The following is a 25,814-nucleotide window of genomic DNA, read 5'->3' on the forward strand; positions in this document are numbered from 1 at the left end:
TGATGGACTCATCGATGAACGCTTCCAAGAAAGCTATTAACCATAAAACGCTTAAGCAAACACCAACGTTTAAAGTACGAATCACACTATTTTGGCGTTTGTTTCTAAGTCTGCTATTGACGATTATCATCACCTCCATCTTATCTGTTTTGGTTGAGCGCTGGCTGGTCGAAAAAGCACTAACGGCTCGCATGAACGTACAAATTGATAGTTTATTGATTAAGCGTCAAGAAATGGTTGAGGCATTAAGAGCGGGTGATTTAAGTACAGTTAAGCAGATGTATCGTCAGGACCGTCAACTCATGAATCAGATAAGCGTTTACGATGAAGAAGGGGCGATTATATTTCCGCGTTATCGCAATAGAGATGAGCGTAGGCAAAAAGGTATGCAGGGTAGTCGGCGTGAAGTAGATCAACTATCAATACAATCCTCAATGCAATCAATGGCAGCTCAGCCCAGTGTTGATAATAATAGGACTAACAGTCACGATAATAAAATGTCGAATGATAATTCGTCATTTTTAAACCATATTCTGCAACCGATGATGCCAAATAGCGCTAGGATAGCTGATTTCGACAGTCGCCCTGAGCTGGCTGATGTGACGGTCGTCTTACCAGATGAGCAGTCTGTCATTATACAGTTACGTCCGCATTTGCGTTTTGCTGATGTTATGGCGCTGCAACGTGGCAATTTCCCCATACGTTTGCTATTTATTCTCGTGTTTAGCGTCTTGGTTTGTATTTGGCTGAGCCGTACAATGACTCAACGCATTCGCCGTGTACAAAATACCGTACACCGTATGATTGATGGCGATTATCAGACCCACCCAGACCTATCAAAAATGGGAGATGATGAGCTTGGTTTACTCGCAAAAGACGTGGCTAAGCTATCAAAGCGGTTGGCTGAGAGTGAGCTGGCACGCAAACAGATGCTCAGTGATATCTCGCACGAGCTACGATCGCCACTTGCGCGTCTAGACGTTGCGACTGAGCTGACTCGCGACTTTGCACCGAATGCCAGTCGTTATCTCGACCGTATCGATAAAGAGTCGGCGCGGATGAATGAGTTGATTGAGCAAATCATTCATATTCAATCTCTACAAATGCAGCAATATACCATCGACAATATAGAAAACGAAGCGGTTGATATTTCTGACATCATTAGTGAAATTGGACAAGACGTTTGTTTTGAGTTTCAGCATAAAAACGTGCATTGGCAATGGCAGCCGAGTTATGCATTGGTGGCAGACGCTTCATCTACCACTGATTCAACAACGCCTTGGACAGTGCTTGGCAATCAAGAACAGCTGCATAGCGCGCTTGAAAATGTCATCCGTAATGCTTTTATGCATACTGCCTCTGATTCGACAGTCATTGCTGACATTAAGGAAGTGGAGATGGAGGGCAATAAGCCAGCACTTCAAATCAGCATCACAGACGAGGGTGGTGGCATCGCGGATAAGGATTTGGCGCGTATTTTTCAGCCCTTTGTACGGCTTGACTCGGCTCGCCATCGTGAAAAGGGGGGTTATGGTTTGGGGCTGGCAATCGTTCATGCCGTGGTAATGGCACACAAGGGTCAGATTCATGTCTATAATCGCCAAGATCATATCCAAGGGCTGGTGATGCAAATAACATTGCCTGTTAACTCTGAAGGGGACTAAGAGCAGCATAAAGTGGCGAACACGCGCTTAAAACATCTCTAAAGTGTGTGTATAAGCGTGTGTTTTATTAAGTTTCAAAGCGGATTATTTCAAAAAAAGTGGGAGCATTTAATATAAGCAAGGAGCAAAAAACATCTATATATTCATTTTTTGTTATATAACTGGATGAACGGTAATAAATGCCCGATGAGCGGCATTGTCTCTCTCTCTATATTCGGTAATACTAATATATAGAGAGAGCGATTAGGGCTTTTCAAGATAAAAAGTGTTAATTGTTGGTTAACAAGATAAATGATGAACAAAAAGCATTTACTCATTGTCAGCCGATAACGTGTTTTATTTTGTGATATCGACTCTCTGCAAGATGGATATTATCTCTGATTTTTAAATCTGACCAGTCTGTAAGGGAGTACACACTATGAACCGCATCTATAAAGTAATATGGAATGAAGCCTTGAGCTGTTTTACCGCAGTTGGTGAATATGCAAAGGGGCGCGGCAAATCTTCCAAATCTAGCGTGAGCGCAAACGCGACCATCAATACGACTTCTAATCTTTCTTCTACCCAATTTTTCCGACTATCCACGATCGCCATAGGGATGCTGGCGGCTGGATTTACAATGTCACCGCAAGCTTTTGCGCAAGTGAATGTCGGCGGTGGTACGGGATCTGGTACGGCAATTTCTTCTTGTAATACAAACAGTACTGAAGCAAATGCTGAAGGCAGCTATTCGGTTGCCATTGGCTGTGAAGCGGACGCTGGGCAAAACTTCAATCTGGTCGATAGAGGCAGTCCGTCATTTACTTGGACGGGTGGTTCACAAAACAATTCTGGTAGTACCGCCATTGGCACTGGGACAGAAGCCGGTGACGTCGCTACTGCTCTAGGCACTCAAGCAAAAGCTATTGGTCGGTCATCTGTGGCAATTGGGGCGGCAGCGTATTCTAATGGAAATACCTCGTTAGCGCTTGGACGTCAATCGGCAGCGACTGCTGACTTTGCTCAGGCTATTGGTAATGTCTCATCAGCAACGGGTCAAGGCTCTTTAGCTGTTGGTCATTCAGCATTTGCCTCAGGCAAACGTGGCATTGCGATTGGTTCAACTGATTTTGAAAATGCAGGTACAGTGGCTGATCAAGCAAATGTAGGTTATAGAGCGAATGGACAGACTCAAGCAGTTGGCAGTGATACGATTGCCTTTGGTAGTAATGCAAAAGCGACTGCTGATAACAGTCTTGCTTTTGGTGTCGGCTCTCGATCTAACGCAGTAAATGGCATCGCATTAGGTTCAAACTCTATTGCAAATCGTGCTGGTGGTGCCAGTGGTTTTGTGCCAGTAGGAGCAGATAGCTCAGTCATCCAAGCGACGGACAGCGTTACGCTTGGCGCAGTCTCTGTAGGAACAGGAGCAGCGGGTGGCAACCGTCAGATTGTAAACGTTGCAGCAGGTAGTAGTGACAGTGACGCTGTCAATGTGGCTCAGCTAACGGGGCTGTCGAATACTGTCGCTAATAATAAAACCAAGTATTATAGCGTGAACTCAACCGCTATCGGTAATGCTGATAACGACGGAGCGACAGGTTATAACGCCATGGCGCTGGGCGGAAATGCAAAAGCCACAGGCAGCCAAACTATTGCGATTGGCAGCTCAGAATTTGGGCAACAGACGATGGCAAGTGGTGAGCAATCGATTGCTATCGGTGCTAACGTCGTGTCTAGAGGGGCATCCTCGATCGCGATAGGCGGTGATGATCTAGATTTTGCATCGAGAACCAATATCGATGGTAGTCCATTGTCACCACTAAATAGTGGCACAGTTAACGATGTTTTCAAATCCTACGTAGGTAAAGATTTGGTAGAAACCAATCAGTACGATGTCAATACCGAAGCTGGAGGTGCTGCGTCGATAGCTATTGGTGCAAAATCGCTGTCTAAAGGTGATCTGTCTACAGCCATTGGTGTTCATTCCAATACCTCAGGAACTGCTTCTTCAGCGTTCGGTGTTGGTGCATCAGCGAGCAAAGATGGTTCAGTCTCTTTAGGTGCAGGCTCAACAACAGCAACAAATGCAAGCTCTGAAAAGACGATGACTGTTGGTGGCGTGGTATATGATATCGCCGGTAATGTCATTGATGATAAGGGTATGTTACGAGAGGGTGCGCAAGTATCCGTGGGCGTAGTAGGATCTGAGCGTCAGATCAAAAACGTCGCTGGTGGAGCTGTCACTGCGGCTAGTACAGATGCCGTGAATGGTAGTCAATTATATGCGACCAATGAAGCGGTCGGAAACAATACCACGACTATTAACAAGGGCTTTGCGCTAAAAGCCGCTGATGGTAATACAGTACAGAAACCATTGGGACAAGCCGTTGAGGTGGTTGGTTCTAACAGCAACATCGACACCCGAGTAAAAAATGGCAAAATCGAAGTTGAGCTCAATGACAATTTAAACTTAGGTACAACAGGCAGCGTTAGCACTGGCAACTTATTAAACGGCACAACGGTCAATGGTCTAGGTATTGTCACTGGCGGCGTTCTTACTGGCGTCACTACCGTTAGTGGCGCAGGTGTTACAGTAACGGGTGGAAGCATATTTAACCCTACCAATGCCACGTTAACCAGCAATGGTCTGACCATTTTAAATGGTCCAAGCATCACCAAAAGCGGGGTCAATGCGGGTAATAAGAGAGTTATTAACGTTGATGATGGGGTTAACGCAAAAGATGCGGTGAATTTTAGTCAACTAGAAACGACTAATACTAATGTCACGACCAATACTAACAACATCTCAACCAATACCACCAATATTGGCACCAACACTGACAATATTGCTAAAGGCATCAATTTTAATGTGAATGATGCAAGCAGCGGCGGCACTCTTAAAAAAACCTTCGCCTTGGGTGAAGAAATTAAGTTTGATACGGACAGCAATTTAACCACTACTGGCTTATCAACGGGCGATGGAATCAAACTTGGTTTAGCCAACAACTTAACAGGTCTGGATAGCGCAAGCTTTAATAGCGGCGTTAGTATCTCATCTACTGGTATCAACGCAGGTGATAAAGTCATCTCAGGCGTGGCTAGCGGTGGCACAACGGAAACCAATGCGGCGAATATTGGTGATGTACAGATGGCAGCCGCAGGAGCGAGAACCAAAGTAGTTAAAGGTACGAATGTTGCCAGTGTTGACTTTTCAACCGATAGCGATACTGGACAGGATGTCTATACTGTCAATGCCAATGGCGCCAGTGTTTCTACTGCAGATGCTAATGCACTAACAGTTAGCACTAGTGTCAAAGATCCTGATACCAATATCACCGACTATCAAGTTGATCTAAGCGAAGGTAGTAAGGCAAGCTTGGCAAAAGCTGATAGTGCGATGCAAACGGTAGTGACACAAATCAACGGTAATGATGTCAAGACTTTGGATAAAGACAATAATACAGCCAACTTTATCACTGGTGACAATATTGTCTTGACCGCTGATAATGGCGGTATCAAAGTTGCTACTGCTGCCGACTTAGTCTCAACCAGCTTGACCACAGGAACTACAGTCGTCAACGCTGATGGTGTCACATTTATGGGTGGGACTAATCAAACGGTCAGACTCAGTAATAGTGGGCTAGACAATGGTGGCAATCAAATTACCAATGTCGCTAACGGTACAATAGCCAGCGATGCCGTAAACTTTGGTCAACTACAAGCCACGACCACGACCATCGATAAAGGTTTTGATTTCGATGGTGATACAGGTACTACCGTTAATCGTCAGCTTGGTGACAAGCTGACAGTCAAAGGTGGCGCGACCGTGGAAAGTGACTTGTCAAATGGCAACAACATTGGCGTCGTTGCTGACGGTACCAGCACATTGACCGTGAAACTTGCGAAAGATTTAACTGGTCTTAACAGCGCAAACTTTGGTAGCGGTGTCAGCATCTCAGCCAATGGTCTGAACAATGGTGGCAATAAAATTACTAACGTTGCAGAAGCGACCACAGGTAAGGATGCGGTAAACTTCGACCAATTGTCAGCAACCAATAGTCTCGTGGCTAAAGGCATCAAAATCGGTGATGGCAATAGTGCCAACGATCAGCAGTTTGCTTTAGGTGATACCATCAACGTCACTGGTGATAGCAACATTACGACGACAGCCTCGGCAACGGGTGTTCAGGTGAAACTGAATAACCAGTTAAATTTAGGCAATGAGGGTAGCATGCAGATTGGTAATAGCATTATGAATAGTAATGGCTTTACCTTTACCGATAATGGTCCCGGTAGAACGGTTAGACTGAGCAGTAGCGGTCTTGACAATGGTTTTAACAGAATCACCAATGTAGCTGCTGGTATTGCAGATACAGATGCGGCGACTGTCGGACAGTTGAACGCCACGACGTTTGCCCTTGATCAAGGTTGGGGACTAACGGCTCAGGGTGATGTTGCCACTATGATCAAACAAGGCAGCGCCATCGATTTGAACAGTACAGATGGTAATATTAAAGTGTCTAGATCAGCGGACAATAATGTTAGCCCTGACCTACGTGCTGCTGCACCATTGGCGGGCGTCAATGACATTAGCTTCGATTTAAATCCAGACCTGAATTTAGATAGCGTAACGACGGGTGATACTATTATGAATAATAATGGGCTGACTATTACAGGTGGACCTAGTGTCACCAAAGCGGGTATCAATGCTGCTGACACTAAGATTACAAACATTGTGAACGGCGATGTCTCTGAAGGTAGCAAAGATGCTATCAATGGTGGTCAGCTCTATGCACAAGGTAGTGGCATCAGTAGTATCATTGGCGGTGAGACAGTCTACAATCCTGTAGATGGCACCTTTACCAATAGTAATATTGGTGGTACTGGTCAAAATAGTATCGATGGTGCGATTGCTTCTATTAAGCAAGGAGAAGTCGTTATCAATGAAAACATCCAAGCCAACACTACCAATATCCAAACCAATACCACGAATATTGCCACGAATAAAACAAACATCAACACCAATACGACCAATATCAAAGTGAACAAGGATAAAATAGATGCGGGTCTCAATTTTGGTGCTGATAGCGGTGCTACCATCAACAAACCAGTAGGCGATGGCAGTGTCCTCACCTTCACAGGTGGTAATAACATCACCACAACAGCAGCAGGCAGTAGTATTAAGTTTGATCTAAACGGTGATATTAATATCGATAGCGTCAAAACTGGCAATACGACAATTAATAATAATGGCGTCAGCATTGTCGGTGGTCCTAGTATGACTGCAAGCGGTATCAACGCCGCTGGCAACAAGATCACTGATGTGGCTGATGGCATGGCACCCAGAGACGCTGTAAATATGGGTCAATTGGATGCTGTTAGTCAAAGACTTGGCAACAACATGAATGAGCTAGGTTATAAGATTGGTGAAGTCGAAGACGATGCAAATGCTGGTATCTCAGCCGCCATGGCAATGTCTTCACTACCGCAAGCTTACATCGCTGGTAAATCCTTAATCGGTGGCGGTATAGGAACGTACAATGGGGAAAGTGCAGTTGCTATTGGCTTCTCGAAGTTATCCAATGATGGTCGTTGGGTCATGAAGGTAAACGGCACCGCTGATACCCAAGGTAATGCTGGTGGCTCGATTGGTGCAGGCTTCCATTTTGATTAAAGTAATCAAGCCTACTATCAAGTAAAGTGATTTGTTAGTTATAAAAATTAGTCATAAAAAAGCAAGGCATTGGATGCCTTGCTTTTTTGTAACATGAGCATGAAGACGTTTTCAGCGTGATGATTTGGTAGTCACTATTTGGCGGTCACTATTTGATAATCACTATTTGATAATCACTATTTGGTAATCACTATATGATTTTTACCAATGATTTGTGTTTCTTTAGCCCAATAGCCAATCGATAAAAAGCCCTCATTCTATGAGGGCTTACTTATTTTTATAAAAGCAATTCTATACTCTGAACATGGCTGCATTTGGGGTCAATCCGACATAAGCCATGCCAGCTTGCTCCATCCAATGTGGCTGCACGATACCATGTTGTAAAATAGCATGAATGTCTCGATGCGCTCTTTCTATTCTATGTTTTTTATATAGCGAGACCGTACCAGCGACCGCATAAATCTCCGATACCATGGCTCTGGCTTCTCTCGCTGCCTCACAGGCTGCTGCCCACACATCAGCCAGCTGTATATCGGTAAAGGCATTCTGTTGCTGTGCTTCGTTCCATAATACCTCGACACTATTGTGTAATTGTGCGCGCCTAGACGCTAATAGCGTTTTGCTTTTAGCGATAGTCGCTTGTACTGCTGCACGATCACGCAAATCTGGGCTTTTACCGGGCGTTACTTTCTCAAGGCAAATTTGGATTAACTCATCTGTCGCTGCTTTTAAGACACCCAGTGCCATCGCTGCACAGCCAGCGGCATTAATACAACCGATTGGTAGGCGACTATACACATTATCGATGGCGACAGGGCTATCAAAATCGACCGCATAACGTTCCTGCACAAACGCGTCTTTGATGACGATGTCATGACTGCCTGTACCATTTAGTCCACCAACATGCCAAGTATCAATCACTTCCACATCTTCTTTTGGAATAAAGAACAGCTTTAAATTTGCACCCGGTCCAAGGGTCGTAGGCGAGCCTTCGGATATTACCAAGCAGCGCAGCACAAACCAGTCTGCCAATTCACAACCTGATACTAATGTCCATTGACCTGAGACCGTATATCCTTCAGCGGTTTGTTTAGCAATCCCTTCAGGGCGTGCTGAGTTGGCATAGACATGAGAGGGATCACTATATATCTCCTGCATGCTAGGCTCGTCTAGAAACCGTCCAAATGTGCAAGCCAAATGATTGTTCCAAACGATCCAAGCAACTGAGGCTTCAGCACTGGCTAGCGTCTCATAAACTTTTAATGTTTCTACAGGGTTGCCTTGCCATCCTCCCAACGATTTTGGCAGTCCCATCCTAAATAGCGATAATTCTGACAGTTTTTTGACCACTGTCGGTGCAATTTTTCTACAGGTTTCTGTTTCTTCTCTAGCCGATAGGGCTAAATCATAAATATCTTGAGCAGCATGGGACGGTAGAGCGTCTTTGTTATTTGATAAAGGTGTATAACTCATAATATCCAACCTTGTTTTAATGAATAAAACAGTATGTTTATCTAAAATCAATTCTAAATTTGAGATATAACAACGCCTATACCAAGAATAGCCAACAGTTGACTGCTATACAACCAATAATTTGAATATATGGAATATTATATTGAGATGAAAAGTAGAGGTGATGATGCGATGAAATATTGAATACTATATTTGGCTTAAGAGTATCGATGCTTTGACTGTTTTTAGGTAGTCATTCGTTTTGATTGCTTTGTCTGAGCGCAGAGCCCAGAAATTATAAGGGCGTTTTGTTATTAAATTCTCTAATCATTTAATTTTCTAGTCATTCAATAGCAAAACACCCTTACTGAAAGCACCCTTTTGATTATTTATTGAGACTTGGGCGCATCAGGTTGCATACTAGGATCAGCGTCAGCAAAGGCTTTGAGCGTACGGCAATGCGTGTCAATTTCGACGATATTAGGATAAGCACTTAAATCCACGTTAAAACGTCGAGCCGAAGAGACCTGAGGAATCAAATAGCAATCTGCAAAAGTAGGGCTGTCACCGTAGCAAAATTTTCCACGGCTTTTGTCTTTTGCTAGTATTTTTTCTAACGCCGCAAAGCCCTCACTCATCCAACGGTTGCACCACGCCATGACTTTTGCTTCGTCTACCGCCAGCTCATTGCGTAGGTATTGTAAGATACGGCGGTTATTAATAGGATGAATATCACAACCAATCATAGCGCTAATGGCACGTACTTGCATACGTCCAGCCGCGTCTTTAGGTAATAGCGGGTTTTTAGGATGAACCTCTTCTAACCATTCTAAAATGGCTGGGCTTTGATATAGTAATAAATCATCGGTCTGTAAAACAGGCACCAATCCTTGTGGATTGAGTGATTTAAACGCATCTACTAACTGCTCATCTTTTGCTAAATTGACCGAAATATAGTCATAATCTAAGCCTTTGAGATTCATCGCGATACGAGTACGATACGAGGTGCTGCTGCGAAAGTAGCCATAAAGTGTCATCATTGTGAATTCCTTTTATTATGGTAGGTTGTGAATGAGATAAGCGGTTATAATTAGTGATACCAAAGGTATCTTATACAATTAAAAAACTCTTATGACGTTACCTCTCCATTTCAGTTTTTATGAATATATTGGATTAATATGCCAAGTAAATTACTCATTGAGCAAAACATGCCAGCAGCTGAAAACCCTTTAGAAAATCCTGTGACAACCAATAAAAGTCAAAGTGGCGTCCAGTCACTGGAGATTGGATTGTCGGTACTAGACGTTCTTATTGATCATAACGAGCCGATGATGCTAAAAGATATTGCGCAAGTGATGCAAATGCATCCAGCAAAGTGTCACCGCTATTTGGTCAGTCTCATTCGTAAAAACTATGCGCGTAAGCTTGATGATGGTCGCTACGGGCTAGGCGATAGGGTTAACACATTGGCAGCATTGTGGCACTCTGGATTTAGTCAAAACAATATTTTAGAGCGGCTGACGCACATCGCTAATGAAATCAAAGACACCCTGAATTGCGGTGTGCAGATTGCCAAATGGTTTAGCGAAGGTCCTATTATTATTCAGTCCGTTGAACCAGATAGCCCGATTAGTATTATCACTCGTATCGGTTCACGTATGCCGCTGACGACATCGGCGACGGGGCAATTATTTGCCAGTTATCAGCCAGATGCCGTCATTCAGCCATTGGTCACAGCTGAATGGCAGACAGACAATGAAGCAATAATCACAGAAAAATGGCAGAATTTCAGTCACTTGCAAGCCAAGATTCGTACCCAAGGCTATGCGACAGTGACGGGTGATATGCTCATGGGTATTAATGCCATCACAATTCCTGTCATAGTGCCATCGTTTGCTAATAGCGCTGTTGATCTATCTGCTGTTAGTGGCAAAACTGCTAGCAAAGGACTACCACTAGAATACGCCATCACTATCATTGGAACGACAGAGCAATTGCCCATGAGTGAGCAACACAACGTGGTTGAGCAAATTCTAGCAATCGCGCAGCGTTATCAAATTGCGTAGCTGGTGTTTTTACTATATAAGTTTTAATCATATAAATTGACCGGCTATCGCGTAAATGGGGTTTTGTCCGAATATCGTTTAATGATATTCACCCTTTAGACCACACAGGCGCTACTGGCTGCTTTTGCTTTTTCGTATACATTATTAGCATCTAGACCAGTGGCATTCACTTCATCTAGATAGTGCTGCGAGCCTTCCATTAATGGACCTTTCCAGTCTGGGTCATTGAGTGGGTCAGGGATATCGATCATGATATCGCCTTTTTCTTTGGCTGCGGCCATTGCTTTGGCGTTACTGACGTCAAATACTTTGGAGACACGTGCTGCCATCTCCGCCCCTGAATTGTCATCAATTACTTTCTTGAGATCATCAGGTAAGTTGTTGTATTTCTCTTTATTCATACTGATAACAAAAGTAGAGTTATAAAAAGGAATGTTGGTGTGCGTATTGATTAACTCATCAAGACGAAATGCTTGAATGGGCTGCCAAGTAAAGCTAAGTCCGTCAATGACACCGCGTTGAAGGGAAGTATAAGTATCACTGGCAGGCATGCCAACGGGTGCAGCGCCAGTCGCTTCGATAATGTGACTGGCAACGGCAGAAGGTTGACGAATACGCAAACCTTTCATATCAGCTGGCGTGCGAATAGGCTTATCTACGGTATGCAGCGCACCTTGTCCAGTGCCTATCAGCGCTAGCAGGTGAGTATCTTCGTACTCATTTTTAATGACACCATCATCATACAGTTTATGAAGTATGCAGCTCTGCTGCTGTGCAGTATTTGTGATACCTGGCAGCTCTACAATTTGAGTTAAAGGAAATCGCCCTGCTGTATATCCTTGCGCTTGCATACCAATATCAACGATACCTTTTGCGGTAGCATCATAGGTAGCACCCGGTTTGCTAAGAGTAGCAGAAGGGTAGATCTCAATCTTTAAGCGGCCTTTTGATTCTTCTTCGATTTTCTTTGCCCATGGCTGCAATGCTTCGGTGTTTATGTTGTCATTGGCAGTCATAAAGTGTGAGAATCTCAGCGTAGTCACATCGCCTGTATCTACATCAGCGTTTACTGCTGGGTTATTATTAGAGCAACCAGTCATCGCGATCGAAGTCGCTAAGAGTATTCCTAAAGGGGGTTTTATTTTCATCATTGAATCCTTTCATGATGGTTAGATATTGTTCGCTACCTAGGACGTGTCATCAATTAGTATATTGATACATTTAATGGTCTTAAAATGATGGCACGCCCTAATTAATCATATAAAAAGAGATAGCAAACAGAATAACAGGTCAATTACTCACCGACAGGCGCGACTTCTCTTGCTTCAGCCAGTTCCTCTGCATGTAAAAACTGAGTATGAGCTGGTGCGCGTTTGGTACGTGACCATTCTTCTAACATCTCATACTTCATGGCTTCAGTAATCATCGAGACTTTTTCTTCTGAGGTAATATCATCGTAGGTGAGTTCCATACGATGGCCGTTAGGATCAAAGAAATAGATAGAGTGGAAAATACCGTGATTGGTCACGCCGACCACATCAATACCATTTTCTTCTAAATGCTTTTTTGCTGCCATTAAGGCATCACGGTCTTTTACCTTCATGGCTAAGTGTTGCACCCAATTTGGGGTATTCGGATCAAAACCCATTTCAGGCTGATTGGGTACTTCAAAAAACGCCAATACGTTGCCATTACCGGCGTCTAAAAACACATGCATATAAGGATCAAAGGCTTTGGTCGAAGGCACGTGGTCTTCAGCGAATGCAAGGATGAAATCCATGTTTAGGTATTTTTGATACCATTCAACGGTTTCTTTAGCGTCTTTGCAGCGATAGGCCACATGATGGATTTTTTCAATTTTAAAGCTCATATCAAACTCCTTTTGATAGGGAATGCAGTGAGTAATAGGCTGCCAGTACCAATTGACTATAGGTCGATGGTTGCTTGGCAGCTCAAAACAATAGTGCTCACATTTTTTCTAGACTATTTGTCAAAATCAAAGTTAAGCGCGGGCAGTACTTTGCCGCGTACTTCACCAAACCCGACACGAATGCCGTCTTTTTCGCTATAGCCTTTCATGATTACCGTGTCGCCATCTTCAATAAAACTGCGGGTCTCGCCGCCTTTTAAAGTGACAGGTTTAGTCGCATTCCAAGCAATCTCTAACATTGAGCCATAAGAATCTGGCGTTGGTCCTGAAATCGTACCTGAGCCCATCATATCGCCAACTTCCACTTTACAGCCAGTGATGGTGTGGTGGGTTAGCTGCTGCGCCATTGACCAATACATATGCTTGAAGTTGGTCTCACAAACCACAGTGGCGCTATCTGAGTTTTCAGGCAATAACTCAACTGATAGATGGATGTCATAGCTATTATTGCTGTCTTTTTCGTTTAGATATGCCAATGGTTTTGGCTCTTGAATCGGGCATGCTGTTTTAAAAGGTGCCAACGCATCCATAGTCACAATCCAAGGCGAGACTTCAGAAGCAAAGGTTTTGGCATTAAATGGCCCTAAAGGCACGTATTCCCATTTTTGAATGTCACGGGCTGACCAGTCGTTGAGTAAAACCATGCCAAAAATATGCTCAAAGGCACTGTCTACTGCAATTGGTTGACCAATGCTATTACCTTTACCAACCACAAAAGCAGTCTCAAGCTCAAAATCTAAACGCTTACAGGCTGAGAAAATAGGGCGGTCGTCAGCGTTTGGCTTTAATTGACCAGACGGGCGTATCACATCAGTGCCACTGACGATGACGGTGCTGGCGCGTCCGTTATAGCCGACTGGCATTTCAGTCCAGTTAGGTAGTAGGGCGTTGTTTGGATCACGGAACATAGTGCCGACGTTGGTGGCGTGTTCTTTAGACGAATAGAAATCGGTAAAACCTGGGACGTGAACAGGCAGATGCATGGTGACGTCTGCTTGCTTCAACAATACCTTTTTCTGCAAGTCTTGATTATCACGCAAGGCGTAGCTGGCACTAGATAGGAGGGTTTGGATGGTTGTGCGTGCTTGAGTCCAATTGTCTCGACCTGAGTCAATAAAAGCGTTTAGCGTTGGTTGATCAAAATATGGACCGCCCTCTAAGCTCAATAAACCTTCTGCTTCGAGCACGGCCAAATCCAATACGTACTCACCGATAGCCACACCAGCTCGGCGTTTGTTATTATCAGCAGCGTCTTTGGCATCACTAAAAATACCATAAGGCAGGTTATGAATGGAGAAGTCAGAATCAGCGGCGATATCGATAAAGGATGTGAGGCTGTTGTCAATCTTTGACATAGGGTGCTCCTTGCTAAAGCATATAATGAATTACGTTATAATTAACTACTTATGCATAATGTAATTTATCAAAGTGGAGATTGCAAGGGTTTTTGTGCAGTGTTTTTTTAAAAGAGATGTGATACTAGGGACGTTGATGTTCTTTGGTAAAACAAATAGGAAAAATGCAGGACATAAAAAAAGGCTGAGCACTCGCTCAACCTTTTTATGAATCGCTATTACTGACTACCGCACCGCTTTAATGCGTGCTCACTCAGTCTTTCAAGACGTCTGCCATGGCATTGGCCACATAGTCGATGTTGCTGGTGTTCAGTCCAGCCACACACATACGTGAGTTGGAAACCATGTAAATGCCAAACTCGCTTTGTAAGCGTTCGACTTGCTCAGGCGTTAGACCAGTAAAGCTAAACATGCCGTTTTGACGGGTAATATAGTCAAAGTTGCGGTTCGGAATTTTGGCTTCTAATACTGATTTTAGCTGTAAACGCATGGCTTTGATACGGTCGCGCATCGCATAAACTTCGCCAACCCATTGCTTGTGCAGTGCTTCGTCGTTCATAACGATATCGACCACACGACCACCATGTGATGGCGGGCTTGAGTAAATACGGCGTACGGTAGCATTTAGCTGACCGAAGACGCGCTCTGTCTCGTCAACCGTTGGACAAACAACTGATAGACCGCCAACACGCTCACCATATAGCGATAAGTTTTTAGAGAATGAGTTGCTGACAAACAATGGCAAGCCCATATCGACAGCTTTACGGATAGCATAAGCATCGCTGTCCATGTCTTCGCCAAAGCCTTGGTAGGCAATATCCATGAATGGAATCAGTTCGCGCGCTTGAATGACGTTCAGCACGGTATCCCATTGCTCACGGGTCAAATCTAGACCTGTTGGATTGTGGCAACAAGGATGCAGCAAGATCACATCATTTTTGTTCAACGTCTCAAAAAACGCAATCATTTCATCGAACTTGATGCTGCTGTTGGCTTTGTCGTAGTACGGGTATTTACCCACTTCGACATCAGAGCCTTCAAAAATGGCAATGTGGTTGCCCCATGTTGGATCACTCACATAGCATTTAGATTGTGGGAACCATTCATGGATGAACTCAGCGCCGACTTTTAACGCACCAGAACCGCCGATCGTAGCGATAGTAGCGACCAAACCGTCTTTTAAAATCTGCGCGTCTTTACCGAACAGTAATTCCTGACAGCCTTTACGATGTCCTGGCAAGCCTGCCATCGGCAGATAAGGACGCGGCGCAATAGGATCGGCAATGCGTTCTTCGGCTGTTTTTACACAGTCAAGTACGGGCAATACACCATTTTCATCATAATAAATACCAATGCCTAAATTGACCTTTTTAGGATTGTTATCTGCTGTATATTTTTCCATCAGCCCTAAAATTGGATCACCAGCGTAATAGTCGATACGTTCAAACATGTTGTTTCCTTATGAAATATAAATCAAGCCGCCAAAAATCATAGAGCAAATTGACGGTTAACTCAATATGAGATTCAATTATCTTGCATAATTAATAAAATAGTTGGTTGAAACCATCGTGTTTCAAAGCTTTTTAAGCATCAACCATGCCTGTGTCAGCGATACTTAAGTATGCTGTAAGTCATTAAAATGACTGGAAAAATAGCTCTGCAAGAAGTCTTTGAAAGCAATGGTAGCAGGCGATAACGCACGAGAAGAACGCTGATAGATAAAAAACTGCCGCATTTTAACGGGTTGTGCCAGCGGCCTCATTTGTAAGCCATTGGCGCTAACCCAGTCGATGACTTCGGGCATATAGGGTAAACATAAGGTAATGCCGAAGCCTTGACGGGTCATCTCAAGCGCGGTGGACATAAAATTGACCTTGTAACGCGCCTGTTGAATATGGCTGGCGATCCGGTCGTCCAATTCGGCTGTCACTTGTTCAATGAAAGGGCCTTGCAGCGTGATGAGCGGAATGTCTAATAAATCCTGCCACGTTATTTCATGTTCTTGTGCCAGCGCATGGTTGTCAGGCATCACCACACAAAATGGTAGCTGATATAACAAATCAGCATTGATATCGTCCTCAGTCTCCATAAATCCAAGCTCAGTACCGACACCCAAATCTACTTCAATGTCCTGAATATGTCTGAGTAAGTTTTCTGCCGAACAATCTAATAGCGACACGCCAATCTCGGGGTATTGTTTGGAGAACTGGGCGATGACTGCTGGCATAGAGGAGGCGGCAAACTGCGAAACAGCGAGTCGGACTTGACCTTGCGCCAAGCTTGTTAAGCTGCTCGCCTCATTTTCAAACAGCTGCATCTCATTTAAGATACGCCGTGCTTGCGGCAATAAATGCCGTCCTACTACCGACAACGACAGCTGGCGGGTAGTACGGTCGAACAGCACAATACCGAGGCTGGACTCTAGCTCTTTAATCAAGCCGCTAACGGCAGATTGGGTCAAATGCATCTGATCGCTGGCACGGGTAAAACTGCCATTGTCAGCGACTTGGATAAAAGCGGTTAATTGGCGAATGCTGATATTCATAAGTAAACCTGATAAATAAATCATAAAAAACAATTAGTCTTATAAATAAACCTAATCTAATATAAATACACCGTCAATAAGAATTATTGATTGAAGACATTTTTTATCGCATTTTTACCACCAATTGAAATTAAGGATGATTACAATGGCAGATTTATTTGACAACCCAATGAGCCTGAATGGGTTTGATTTTGTTGAATTCGCCTCACCTCAACCGGATGCGGTCGACGCATTGTTCAAACAGCTTGGCTTTGCCCATGTCGCCAACCATCGCTCAAAAGATGTGGCGCTATACCGTCAAGGTGACATCAATCTTATTCTAAATCGTGAACCAAAAAGCGAAGCCAGCTATTTCGTTGAAGAGCATGGTGCTGGCGCTTGTAGCATGGGTTTTCGTGTGCAGAATTCCAAAAAAGCTTATGAGCGTGCCATCGAAATGGGCGCGCAGCCAGTAGACGTACCCACTGGTGTGATGGAGCTGCGCCTGCCTGCTATCAAGGGTATCGGTGGCTCACTGATTTATCTCATCGATCGTTATAAAGATGGTGAGTCTATTTATGACGTCGATTTCGAGTTTTTTGCTGATGTAGACCGTCGTCCTGTCGGGCATGGTTTCAAAGTTATCGACCATTTAACCCATAACGTTTACCGTGGTCGTATGGCTTATTGGGCAAACTTTTATGAGCGCATTTTTAACTTCCGCGAAATCCGCTTTTTTGACATCAAAGGTGAATATACGGGTTTGACCAGTAAAGCCATGACAGCGCCTGATGGAAAAATCCGTATTCCATTGAACGAAGAGTCAAAGCAGGGCGGCGGTCAAATCGAAGAATACTTGATGCATTTCAACGGTGAAGGTATTCAGCATATTGCTTTGGCCAGCGATGATTTGTTTGCCAGCATCGATAAATTAAAAGTAGCGGGTATCCCGCTAATGACTGCCCCAACCGCGACTTACTATGAAATGCTGAGTGAGCGTCTACCAAATCATGGCGAAAATGTCTCTGAGCTACAGATGCGCGGTATCTTGCTAGATGGCACCACTGAAGGCGGCACACCGCGTCTGCTGCTACAGATTTTCTCTGAAACTATCTTAGGTAGCCCTGTCTTCTTCGAGTTTATCCAGCGTAAAGGTGATTACGAAGATGGCTTTGGCGAAGGTAATTTCAAAGCCCTATTTGAATCCATCGAGCGCGATCAAGTCCGTCGTGGCACGGTTGGTCAGCCAGAAACTGAAACACCGTAAGCGCCTCTACCTTTAGGGGAAAATCCATAAAATAAACGGGCAGGGCAAAAGGAGTTTGTCTTGTCCCTAATAACCACTGCGCTCTGTAATGCCATGTGTTCAATGCGATGACTGAGCTATGGTTCAGTCATGATTGAAAACGAATAGCAAAAATTCAGAGCGCTAATGGCAATAAAAGGAATACAGGCATGGAACGCCTACCACATACGAATTCTGTTAATAAAGCTATCGGTGCCAACAGCGTTGCTTGCAAAACGCTAGGCACCGATGCTGCCAGTCACGATAATTCTGCTCATAAAAAGCAGGATTCTATGCCTAAAAAACAACCTTACGTGTCGCATCAGCCAGATAGCCATGGTCATATTCACTATAGTGATGATGAAAATGGTATGTGGCAGGCATTGCTTGAGCGTCAAGCCGAGCAAATACCTAACCGTGCCTGCCCAGCCTATCTAGACGGTTTAAAAAAGCTGAATTTGCCCGCTACGCGTATTCCGCAATTGCATGATATCGATGAGGTATTGCAAGCCACGACTGGTTGGCAAACTGCCGCTGTCCCTGCATTAATCAGTTTTGGTAAGTTTTTTAAATTGCTTGCCAATAAATCCTTTCCAGTGGCAACTTTTATCCGTCGATTTGATGATATGGACTATATCGAAGAGCCTGATATTTTTCATGAAATTGTTGGACATTGTCCGCTTTTGACCCATCCTGCCTTTGCGACTTTCAATGAAACTTATGGCAAGTTGGGTCTTAATGCCACTAAAGAAGAATGGTGGTTTTTGGCACGGCTCTATTGGTTTACCATCGAGTTTGGTTTGGTGGGAAAAAATAAAGGCAGCCGCCGAATCTATGGCGGAGGCATCTTAAGCTCACCGTCTGAGACGGTTTATGCGCTCAATGCTGGTTCTGAGCAGCAAGCAGAACCTCAGCATCAACCGCAAAATCAACCAGAGCACCGAGCGTTTGACTTGCTTGATGTGTTGCGTACCCCTTATCGTATCGATCATATCCAGCCGATTTATTATGTCATTGATGATTTGGATACATTATTTGATATCGTCAATAGCGATATCATGGGAATGGTCAAACAAGCCATGTCACTAGGATTGTTCGAGCCTAGTTATGCAGTAAAAAACGCCTAATGCATGGTTAAGAAAAACGGCGTCATTTGAATGATGAGCCGTAAATGACAGCGTCAACATGGACGTAACGGTATTAAACATAACAGTATTAAAAAAATGAATAGTTAACATAAAAGGACATTATAATGACGACATTATCACAAGCCAGCTGTGAGGCCTGCCGCATTGGCACGCCAACGGTCAGCGACATCGAAACACAAGAGCTATTACAGCAAATTCCAGATTGGTCATTGATCGAGGTTGATGGCATCAAGCAATTACAACGTCAATATAAATTCAAAAACTTCGTCAAGGCGATGGAGTTTGCCAACCAATTAGCAGACATCGCCGAAGCAGAAGGGCATCATCCTGGCATATTGGTAGAGTGGGGCAAGGTGACGGTTACGTGGTGGTCACACAGCATTAAAGGTCTGCATCGCAATGATTTTGTCATGGCAGCTAAGACCGATAGTCTGCTGGATCAATAATGAGGGTAGCAATCGCTATTGCAACTCATTAAACTTGTCCGACTCAAAGCCAACCCTAACGCCAGATTTGACTGGCAAGCTAAGGATGTGTGATGCCTCCAAAAATATTAACCCAAATTTCACCTCAACTGGCATTTATGATTTCTGCCATTGTCATCGCTATTATGGGCGTTACCATGATAGGTTTTGGCTGGGTACCGCATTTATCATTGATACTCGCTATTTGTGTCTTGCTGGGCATTGGTCTGTTTAAAGGCTTGACCTTTGATGACATGCAAGCGCAAATGGCATCGGGTGTCATGCGTGGTATCGGTGCGATCTATCTATTCTTCTTTATTGGTTTGATGGTCGCCGCTTTAATGATGTCTGGTGCTATTCCAACGCTGATGTATTTTGGTTTTCAGTTGATATCGCCAGAGTATTATTACATTTCAGCCTTTGTATTGACCTCCATTATTGGTATTGCATTGGGCAGTAGTTTGACCACCGCGGCGACATTGGGCGTGGCTTTTATTGGTATGAGTAATGCCTTTGATGCCAATGTGGCGATTGCGGCTGGTGCGGTGGTTTCAGGGGCGTTTTTCGGTGATAAAATGTCGCCGTTATCAGACACCTGTACCATTGCTTCATCGGTGGTGGGTATTGATTTGTTTGAGCATATTCGCAATATGATGTATACCACGGTACCAGCGTGGATACTCACGGTCATTATTTTTTGGTTTTTTTCTGGGCAGACCGCAGGCTCTGACTTGAGTCAAGTAACCGTATTGCAAGGTCAGTTGATTGAAAGTGGTTTGGTACATGGTTATGCGGTATTGCCATTTGTGGTACTGGTTGGGTTGGCGGTTTTTCGTGTTAATGCCATTTATACGATTATCTGTACCATTGTGGTAGCATTGATTATTACTTATTTGCACAGCTCGCCGAGCTTTGGACAATTAGGCGGCTATTTATTTGCAGGCTATGCGCCCGCTGAATCTTTAGAGCTGGGTGAAGTCGGTGGTATGCTATCGCGCGGCGGTGTGCAGAGTATGTTCTTCACTCAAGCGATTGTGATATTGGCACTCAGTCTTGGTGGCTTGCTCACAGCATTGGGTATTTTGCCAGCACTGTTATCAGGGATTAAAGACACATTAACCACATCAGGACGCGCCATATTTGCCGCTGCCATGTCTGCTCTGAGTATTAACGTGCTTATTGGCGAGCAGTATTTGAGTATTTTATTATCTGGTACTGCCTTTCGTCCGACGTTTGAGCGTTTGAATTTACATCCTAAAAATCTTTCTCGTACCATTGAAGATGCAGGTACGGTCATCAATCCTCTAGTGCCTTGGAGTGTGTGCGGTGTGTTTATCAGCCAAGCATTAGGCGTGCCTGTGCTTGATTATCTGCCTTATGCGTTCTTTTGTTATTTATCGCTGTTACTAACGATATTGTTTGGTTTTACGGGAATTACCATCAGCCGACTCAAGAGTCAGTAACCTAAAAAACTTTTGTCTCTAAACTCTGCATTAAAAGGCTAGGGCTTGTTGTGTCTTCTAAGACAACACAACAAGCCCTAGTTTTTATTTATACCTTTGCAATTATCTAAGACAAGCTGATGGATGTGGAGCATGATATACCAGATTTGCAGCTCGCTAAGTTGAGTAGTAGGTGCTGTACAGGGGAGTAAAAACGTTTGTTCAAGAGAGTGAACAGACGTTTTTTGTGTCTTTCAATGATACTTGTACAGCCATCGCTTCGGCATAGATAGCCGTTACTGACGTTGGTACTAGATAGCTCTTTGGTGGTTAAAGAAAAAAAGCGACTAAAAAACCAATTAGCTTATCTCAACTCATCGAAGTGTTCTTCATTGATATGAGTAATGGTTTGTGCGAGTTCAAAAATGATTAAGGTGATAAAGAATTAGGCTTGTATTTGAGGGTTGCGTGTCACAGATAAAAGAAAATCGGTCGTATATATACTTACAAGCAACAGCGAGCGGGAACAAAAAGAATAATATTTTAAGTTAATGATAATTGTTTTTATTATCGTTTACGAGTAAAATCGGTTTTTATTGGTTGTCCAATATAAATACAACGATTTAAATTAATGATGAGTACCGATATGTTACGTGCAAACCAATTGACCATCAGTCGCCAAGGAAATACCTTGCTAGACAATGTAAGCTGTGAGATTGATAGCAACCAATTGGTCGCTTTGGTTGGACATAATGGTTCAGGAAAATCTACTTTAATTAAAGCGTTGGCAGGCGAGATGATGAGTAATGGCGGTAGCATCAGCTTGGATGATCGCCGTATCAGTGATTACAGTAGCAAAGCGCTGGCGCGACAAATGGCATATTTGCCACAGCAACTACCAGAAGCCGCTGGGTTTTCAGTACGTGAGCTGGTCATGCTAGGACGTTATCCGCACCAAAAATGGCTGCAAAAGCCCAACCAAATGGACAAAGATAAAGTAATAGAAGCCATGCGCATCACCCAAACAGAGGCGTTCGCTGACCGCATTACGGCCACGCTTTCAGGTGGCGAGCGCGCTCGCGTTTGGCTTGCTATGTGTCTGGCACAAGACACCAGATATTTATTACTTGATGAGCCATTAGCCGCGCTTGATATGCACTATCAGCTTGAAGTTATCCAGCTTATCCGTCGTTTGGTGGATGAGCAGGGCTTGAGTGTGGTTATTATTTTGCATGATATTAATTTGGCCGCGCAGTATGCCGATCGAGTTATCGCCTTAAAAAACGGCCGTATTTGCCATAATGGTGATATCGGCAGCACCATGCAACCGACAGTATTGCACAAGATTTTTAACGTCGATATGCAGCTGCTTAGTCATCCTATAACGGGGCAGCCAGTCGCCGTTGCCTAATAGGGCATATCATCAATCTAAACGAAAATGAATAAGTAGGCTAAAAATGGTTAAATTTTTATGACCGTTTTTAAAATGAGGGCATGCCCTAGTATTTGCCTCATCTTTTTCATTTCTTATTTTCTCTTATTCGCGCAAAAGATAGGCCGCCATGTTTCCTGCTCTTTATAAATCTCTGTTCTCTTTAATAGCCGTAAAATCTTTCATAAAACATTTTACAAAAGCTGGCTCAAATCTCACTATCAGTAAATATAAGTGTTTGCCGCTCATAGCAAGCTTAACACTGACCACCGTGCTGACGGCCTGTCACCAACCAATAACGGCGCAAAAAGACGCTCAAGTGGGCAATGCAGATAACGCTAACATCAATATAGTCTCACCTGATTGGGGCAATGCGGCAACCTTGACCGCTATGGGTTACCCCCCGATAGCGACGGGTGATGTGAGGGTGTGGGACAGATGGGTAGGTACGCCTGAATTGCCAACCTCAATCATTGATTTGGGCATTCGCTATCAGCCTAATGCGGAATTGGTTGCCCAATTGCCTGTCGATTTGGTCGTCGATAACTTTTTTTATGAGCATGCCCGCAATCTCTATGGAGATGTGCCCTCTGAGTCGGTCATGTTCGCCGCTAAAGGCGATACCGCAACTTGGGCAGATTATACTGAGCCAACTCGTCAGTTGGGACAGCTAATTGATGAACCAGCCTTGGCTGAAAGCTATATTACAAAAAGTCAGACAGATATCAAACTGGCAAGTGAGCGTCTGCAGCAGCGCTATCCAAAAGTAAAGAGATTTGCCGTTGTACAGTTTGCTGATGCCAATAACATGCGCATGTATGTCAAAAATAGTTTGTTTCAACCCGTGCTAAAAGATATGGGCAAAGGGCTGGATGTATTAGGCAAAGGCAATCAATGGGGGTTTGTCCCCATTCGAATGGGCGACTTGGCACAGCTGGACAGTGAGACATGCCTATTAATCATCGATCCTTTAAGCCCGATAACCCGAGCTGAGATTAAAGACAGTTTGGTTTGGCAGCGTCTAGGCTATGGCGACGAGCGCTGCGTGGGTGAGCTGCCACCCATATGGATTTATGGTGGCATGTCATCACTGGTCGGCTTGGCAAATAATTTATCAATAGTGACATTAAAAGGTGGGGCAGCATCATGACTATTAATACTGCCGCACAGACTCATCACTCTCATACCAATAATACTACTGATTATATCAAACCTATGACTTCACTTGCAGCGGCTCAGTCGCCCACATTGAAAACACCATCAGAGCAATCCTCCAAGCTCATGCAAAAACCTCCTAATCCAGCACCAAAACCACCTCGGCAACCACCTTCGGTATTTGCAGATACATGGCGCATCTGGGCAGTAATGGTTATCCTTGTGGTGATGTCAGTATGGAGCACGTGGGCATTAATCGCTCAGGAGTGGACACGCCCACTCAGTGACTTGTTTATTCCAAGCTCGCAATTGGATATTATCAGTCTTGCGACGCAGCTGCATATAGTGGCGACCAGCATAGTGGCGCTATTGGCAGGTGGTCTGCTTGGGGTTGTCAGTATTTTGCTACAGCAATTGGTCAAAAACCCATTGGCGTCAGATACCACATTGGGCGTCGGTGTTGGTGCACAATTGGCCATGCTCATTGTGACCTTGTTTTTGCCAAGCTTAGCGATTTATGGCGGACTTTATGTGGCCTTTGTCGGCGCGCTTATTAGTATGGGACTGGTCTTTGTATTGTCAGCACCCAGTCGTTTTAATCCGCTCATTTTAATATTGGCGGGCTTGGTGGTAAACATTCTACTTGCCGCCGTTGCCAATGTTTTGGTGTTGTTTTTTGCTGAACGTAGTAATGGTATGCTGTCGTGGGCGGCGGGATTTTTGGCACAGAATAGCTGGCATACCAGTACGATGCTAGCGATAACGGCCGTCGTGATGGCGGTTGTCTGTCTACCCTTGTTAAAACCATTAACCTTGATGAGTCTCGATGACTCACAAGCCAAGCGCTTGGGCGTGCCGATTAACGGTATCCGTGCATTGGTGGTGCTTATTGTGGCAGTTGTTACCGCTTTGGTGGTTAGCGAAGTTGGTCTAATCGGTTTTATCGGTCTTGGCGCTGCCAGTCTGGTCAATGCGCTGGGAGTTGCTTCTATTAGCAAACGTCTGCTTGCAGCCTTTGTCTTAGGGGCGCTGCTTTTATGGCTGACTAGCAATGTTGCTTTATTACTCGAACCCATACTAAATATGCAAATTCCAGCAGGGGCGATGACGGGTATTCTTGGTGCACCACTGATTATTTGGCTGATTTTGCGTCAGCGCCGTGAGCGGATAGAAACAGTAACCCCGATGCTAACCGGCAAGCATGCACCTGTGGCATGGTGGCGCTGGGGTATTGGCGTGGTAATGATAATCATACTTGCCTGTGTTTTTGTCCAAGACGTCAGTGGCTGGGGACTAAGTACCGATTGGGCAGTTACTCAGCAGTATCGTCTCCCTCGTAGCCTAAGCGCTGCTGCAACGGGTCTGATGTTGGCCATCGCTGGTGTGTTATTGCAAACGCTCACCCGCAACCCGATGGCAAGTCCAGAAGTATTGGGTGTGAGCTCGGGCGCGGCGCTTGGGGTTATCTTAGGGTTTTTACTGCTACCAAGCTTAGGGCTATCTGCCGGAGCTGGTACTTTATTAATCTCAGGATTATCAGGAGCGATGGCTGTGTTATTGCTGGTTATTTGGCTGGCACGTAAGGTAAGCTCTGGCTATCTATTACTGGTCGGTATTGGTATTGCTGCGATGATGGATGGGGTGATGCACATGGTCAAGCTGTCTGGCGATCCACGCCTAGAAGCGATGCTTAGCTGGTTGTCTGGAACCACTTATAGCGCTCAGCCTAGCACGGTGTGGTATCTTATCGGCATTGCCCTCATTTTATTTGCCCTCAGCTTACTGCTTATCAAACCCTTAAGAGTGCTTGGTTTGGGTACAGGGGTCGCTCGTAATTTGGGGGTGGCAGTGACACCAGTGACACTCGCGTTATTGGTGTTGGTAGCGGCGCTAAGTACGGCCAGTACGCTTGCGGTTGGGCCATTGAGTTTCATTGGTCTAATGGTGCCACATTTGGCGACGTCACTCGGTGCGGTAAGGCTTGAGCGCCAGTTGCCATTAGCGGCTTTGTTAGGTGCAGGGGTGATGGTAATAGCAGACTGGATTGGGCGTTATATCATTTTCCCTTATGAGCTGCCTGCGGGTACGATTGCGGCTATCATTGGCGGGGCGTACTTTTTATGGCTGATTCGTAAAGTGCCAGTCGCAGTAAGTGGATAGTTTTTATGGGAAATTAATGACTGACGAATAACTATAATCAGCCATCATGATCAGTCATTAATACATACCGTCCAGCGCTTA

The 25,814-nt window shown here is 44.5% G+C and carries 17 protein-coding genes; 10 read left to right on the forward strand and 7 right to left on the reverse strand.

Features of this window, described 5'->3' with window-relative positions:
- Positions 1-14 precede the first annotated feature (14 nt).
- Positions 15-1,664, forward strand: a complete 1,650-nt coding sequence (locus ACI2JM_RS06380; protein ID WP_404642964.1) for a sensor histidine kinase — start codon at positions 15-17, stop codon at positions 1,662-1,664.
- A 418-nt stretch (positions 1,665-2,082) separates the two neighbouring features.
- Positions 2,083-7,320 carry a YadA-like family protein gene (locus tag ACI2JM_RS06385; RefSeq protein WP_404642966.1) on the forward strand — a complete coding sequence of 1,746 codons (5,238 nt, stop codon included), beginning with the start codon at positions 2,083-2,085 and terminating at the stop codon, positions 7,318-7,320.
- A 291-nt stretch (positions 7,321-7,611) separates the two neighbouring features.
- Here ACI2JM_RS06385 and ACI2JM_RS06390 read toward each other — a convergent pair whose 3' ends face one another.
- Together ACI2JM_RS06390 and maiA are read right to left on the reverse strand one after the other, a co-directional pair.
- Positions 7,612-8,793, reverse strand: coding sequence for an acyl-CoA dehydrogenase family protein (locus ACI2JM_RS06390; RefSeq protein WP_404642968.1), 1,182 nt, complete (start codon positions 8,791-8,793; stop codon positions 7,612-7,614).
- Positions 8,794-9,161: 368 nt separating this feature from the next.
- Positions 9,162-9,809 (reverse strand): maleylacetoacetate isomerase, encoded by a 648-nt coding sequence (gene maiA, locus ACI2JM_RS06395; RefSeq protein WP_404643151.1) that lies wholly within the window; start codon positions 9,807-9,809, stop codon positions 9,162-9,164.
- A gap of 141 nt (positions 9,810-9,950) precedes the next feature.
- Here maiA and ACI2JM_RS06400 point away from each other — a divergent pair, with 141 nt between their 5' ends.
- Positions 9,951-10,838 carry an IclR family transcriptional regulator gene (locus ACI2JM_RS06400; protein WP_404642970.1) on the forward strand — a complete coding sequence of 296 codons (888 nt, stop codon included), beginning with the start codon at positions 9,951-9,953 and terminating at the stop codon, positions 10,836-10,838.
- A 95-nt stretch (positions 10,839-10,933) separates the two neighbouring features.
- Here ACI2JM_RS06400 and ACI2JM_RS06405 read toward each other — a convergent pair whose 3' ends face one another.
- From ACI2JM_RS06405 to ACI2JM_RS06425, 5 genes are all read right to left on the reverse strand, one after another.
- Positions 10,934-11,986, reverse strand: a complete 1,053-nt coding sequence (locus ACI2JM_RS06405; protein WP_404642972.1) for a TRAP transporter substrate-binding protein — start codon at positions 11,984-11,986, stop codon at positions 10,934-10,936.
- A gap of 146 nt (positions 11,987-12,132) precedes the next feature.
- Positions 12,133-12,708: a VOC family protein gene (locus ACI2JM_RS06410; protein ID WP_055124084.1), complete on the reverse strand. Its 576-nt coding sequence runs from the start codon at positions 12,706-12,708 to the stop codon at positions 12,133-12,135.
- A 113-nt stretch (positions 12,709-12,821) separates the two neighbouring features.
- Positions 12,822-14,123, reverse strand: coding sequence for a fumarylacetoacetase (gene fahA / locus ACI2JM_RS06415; protein WP_404642974.1), 1,302 nt, complete (start codon positions 14,121-14,123; stop codon positions 12,822-12,824).
- A gap of 253 nt (positions 14,124-14,376) precedes the next feature.
- Positions 14,377-15,573 (reverse strand): amino acid aminotransferase, encoded by a 1,197-nt coding sequence (locus ACI2JM_RS06420; protein ID WP_055124082.1) that lies wholly within the window; start codon positions 15,571-15,573, stop codon positions 14,377-14,379.
- 165 nt (positions 15,574-15,738) lie between these two features.
- Positions 15,739-16,668 (reverse strand): LysR family transcriptional regulator, encoded by a 930-nt coding sequence (locus tag ACI2JM_RS06425; protein WP_404642976.1) that lies wholly within the window; start codon positions 16,666-16,668, stop codon positions 15,739-15,741.
- A gap of 145 nt (positions 16,669-16,813) precedes the next feature.
- On the opposite strand from ACI2JM_RS06425, the gene hppD reads away from it, so the two are divergent.
- The 7 genes from hppD to fhuB all read left to right on the forward strand — a co-directional run bounded on the left by hppD (position 16,814) and on the right by fhuB (position 25,733).
- Positions 16,814-17,914 (forward strand): 4-hydroxyphenylpyruvate dioxygenase, encoded by a 1,101-nt coding sequence (gene hppD / locus ACI2JM_RS06430; protein WP_404642978.1) that lies wholly within the window; start codon positions 16,814-16,816, stop codon positions 17,912-17,914.
- 188 nt (positions 17,915-18,102) lie between these two features.
- Positions 18,103-19,059, forward strand: a complete 957-nt coding sequence (gene phhA / locus ACI2JM_RS06435; RefSeq protein WP_404642980.1) for a phenylalanine 4-monooxygenase — start codon at positions 18,103-18,105, stop codon at positions 19,057-19,059.
- Positions 19,060-19,184: 125 nt separating this feature from the next.
- The gene (locus ACI2JM_RS06440) at positions 19,185-19,526 is read left to right on the forward strand and encodes a 4a-hydroxytetrahydrobiopterin dehydratase (protein ID WP_404642982.1); all 342 of its coding nucleotides are present in this window, start codon (positions 19,185-19,187) and stop codon (positions 19,524-19,526) included.
- Positions 19,527-19,618: 92 nt separating this feature from the next.
- Complete coding sequence (nhaC, locus tag ACI2JM_RS06445) at positions 19,619-21,007, forward strand: Na+/H+ antiporter NhaC (RefSeq protein ID WP_404642984.1); 1,389 nt, start codon at positions 19,619-19,621, stop codon at positions 21,005-21,007.
- A gap of 625 nt (positions 21,008-21,632) precedes the next feature.
- Positions 21,633-22,397, forward strand: coding sequence for an ABC transporter ATP-binding protein (locus tag ACI2JM_RS06450; RefSeq protein WP_404642986.1), 765 nt, complete (start codon positions 21,633-21,635; stop codon positions 22,395-22,397).
- Positions 22,398-22,656: 259 nt separating this feature from the next.
- Positions 22,657-23,568, forward strand: a complete 912-nt coding sequence (locus ACI2JM_RS06455; protein WP_404642988.1) for an ABC transporter substrate-binding protein — start codon at positions 22,657-22,659, stop codon at positions 23,566-23,568.
- Entirely contained in the window at positions 23,565-25,733 is a 2,169-nt protein-coding gene (gene fhuB, locus ACI2JM_RS06460; RefSeq protein WP_404642990.1) for a Fe(3+)-hydroxamate ABC transporter permease FhuB, read from the forward strand. Before ACI2JM_RS06455 ends, fhuB begins: the two co-directional genes overlap by 4 nt.
- Positions 25,734-25,814 lie beyond the last annotated feature (81 nt).

The sequence above is a fragment of the Psychrobacter sp. NPDC064578 genome, from assembly GCF_044901245.1.
Taxonomy (GTDB): Bacteria; Pseudomonadota; Gammaproteobacteria; order Pseudomonadales; family Moraxellaceae; genus Psychrobacter; species Psychrobacter cibarius_C.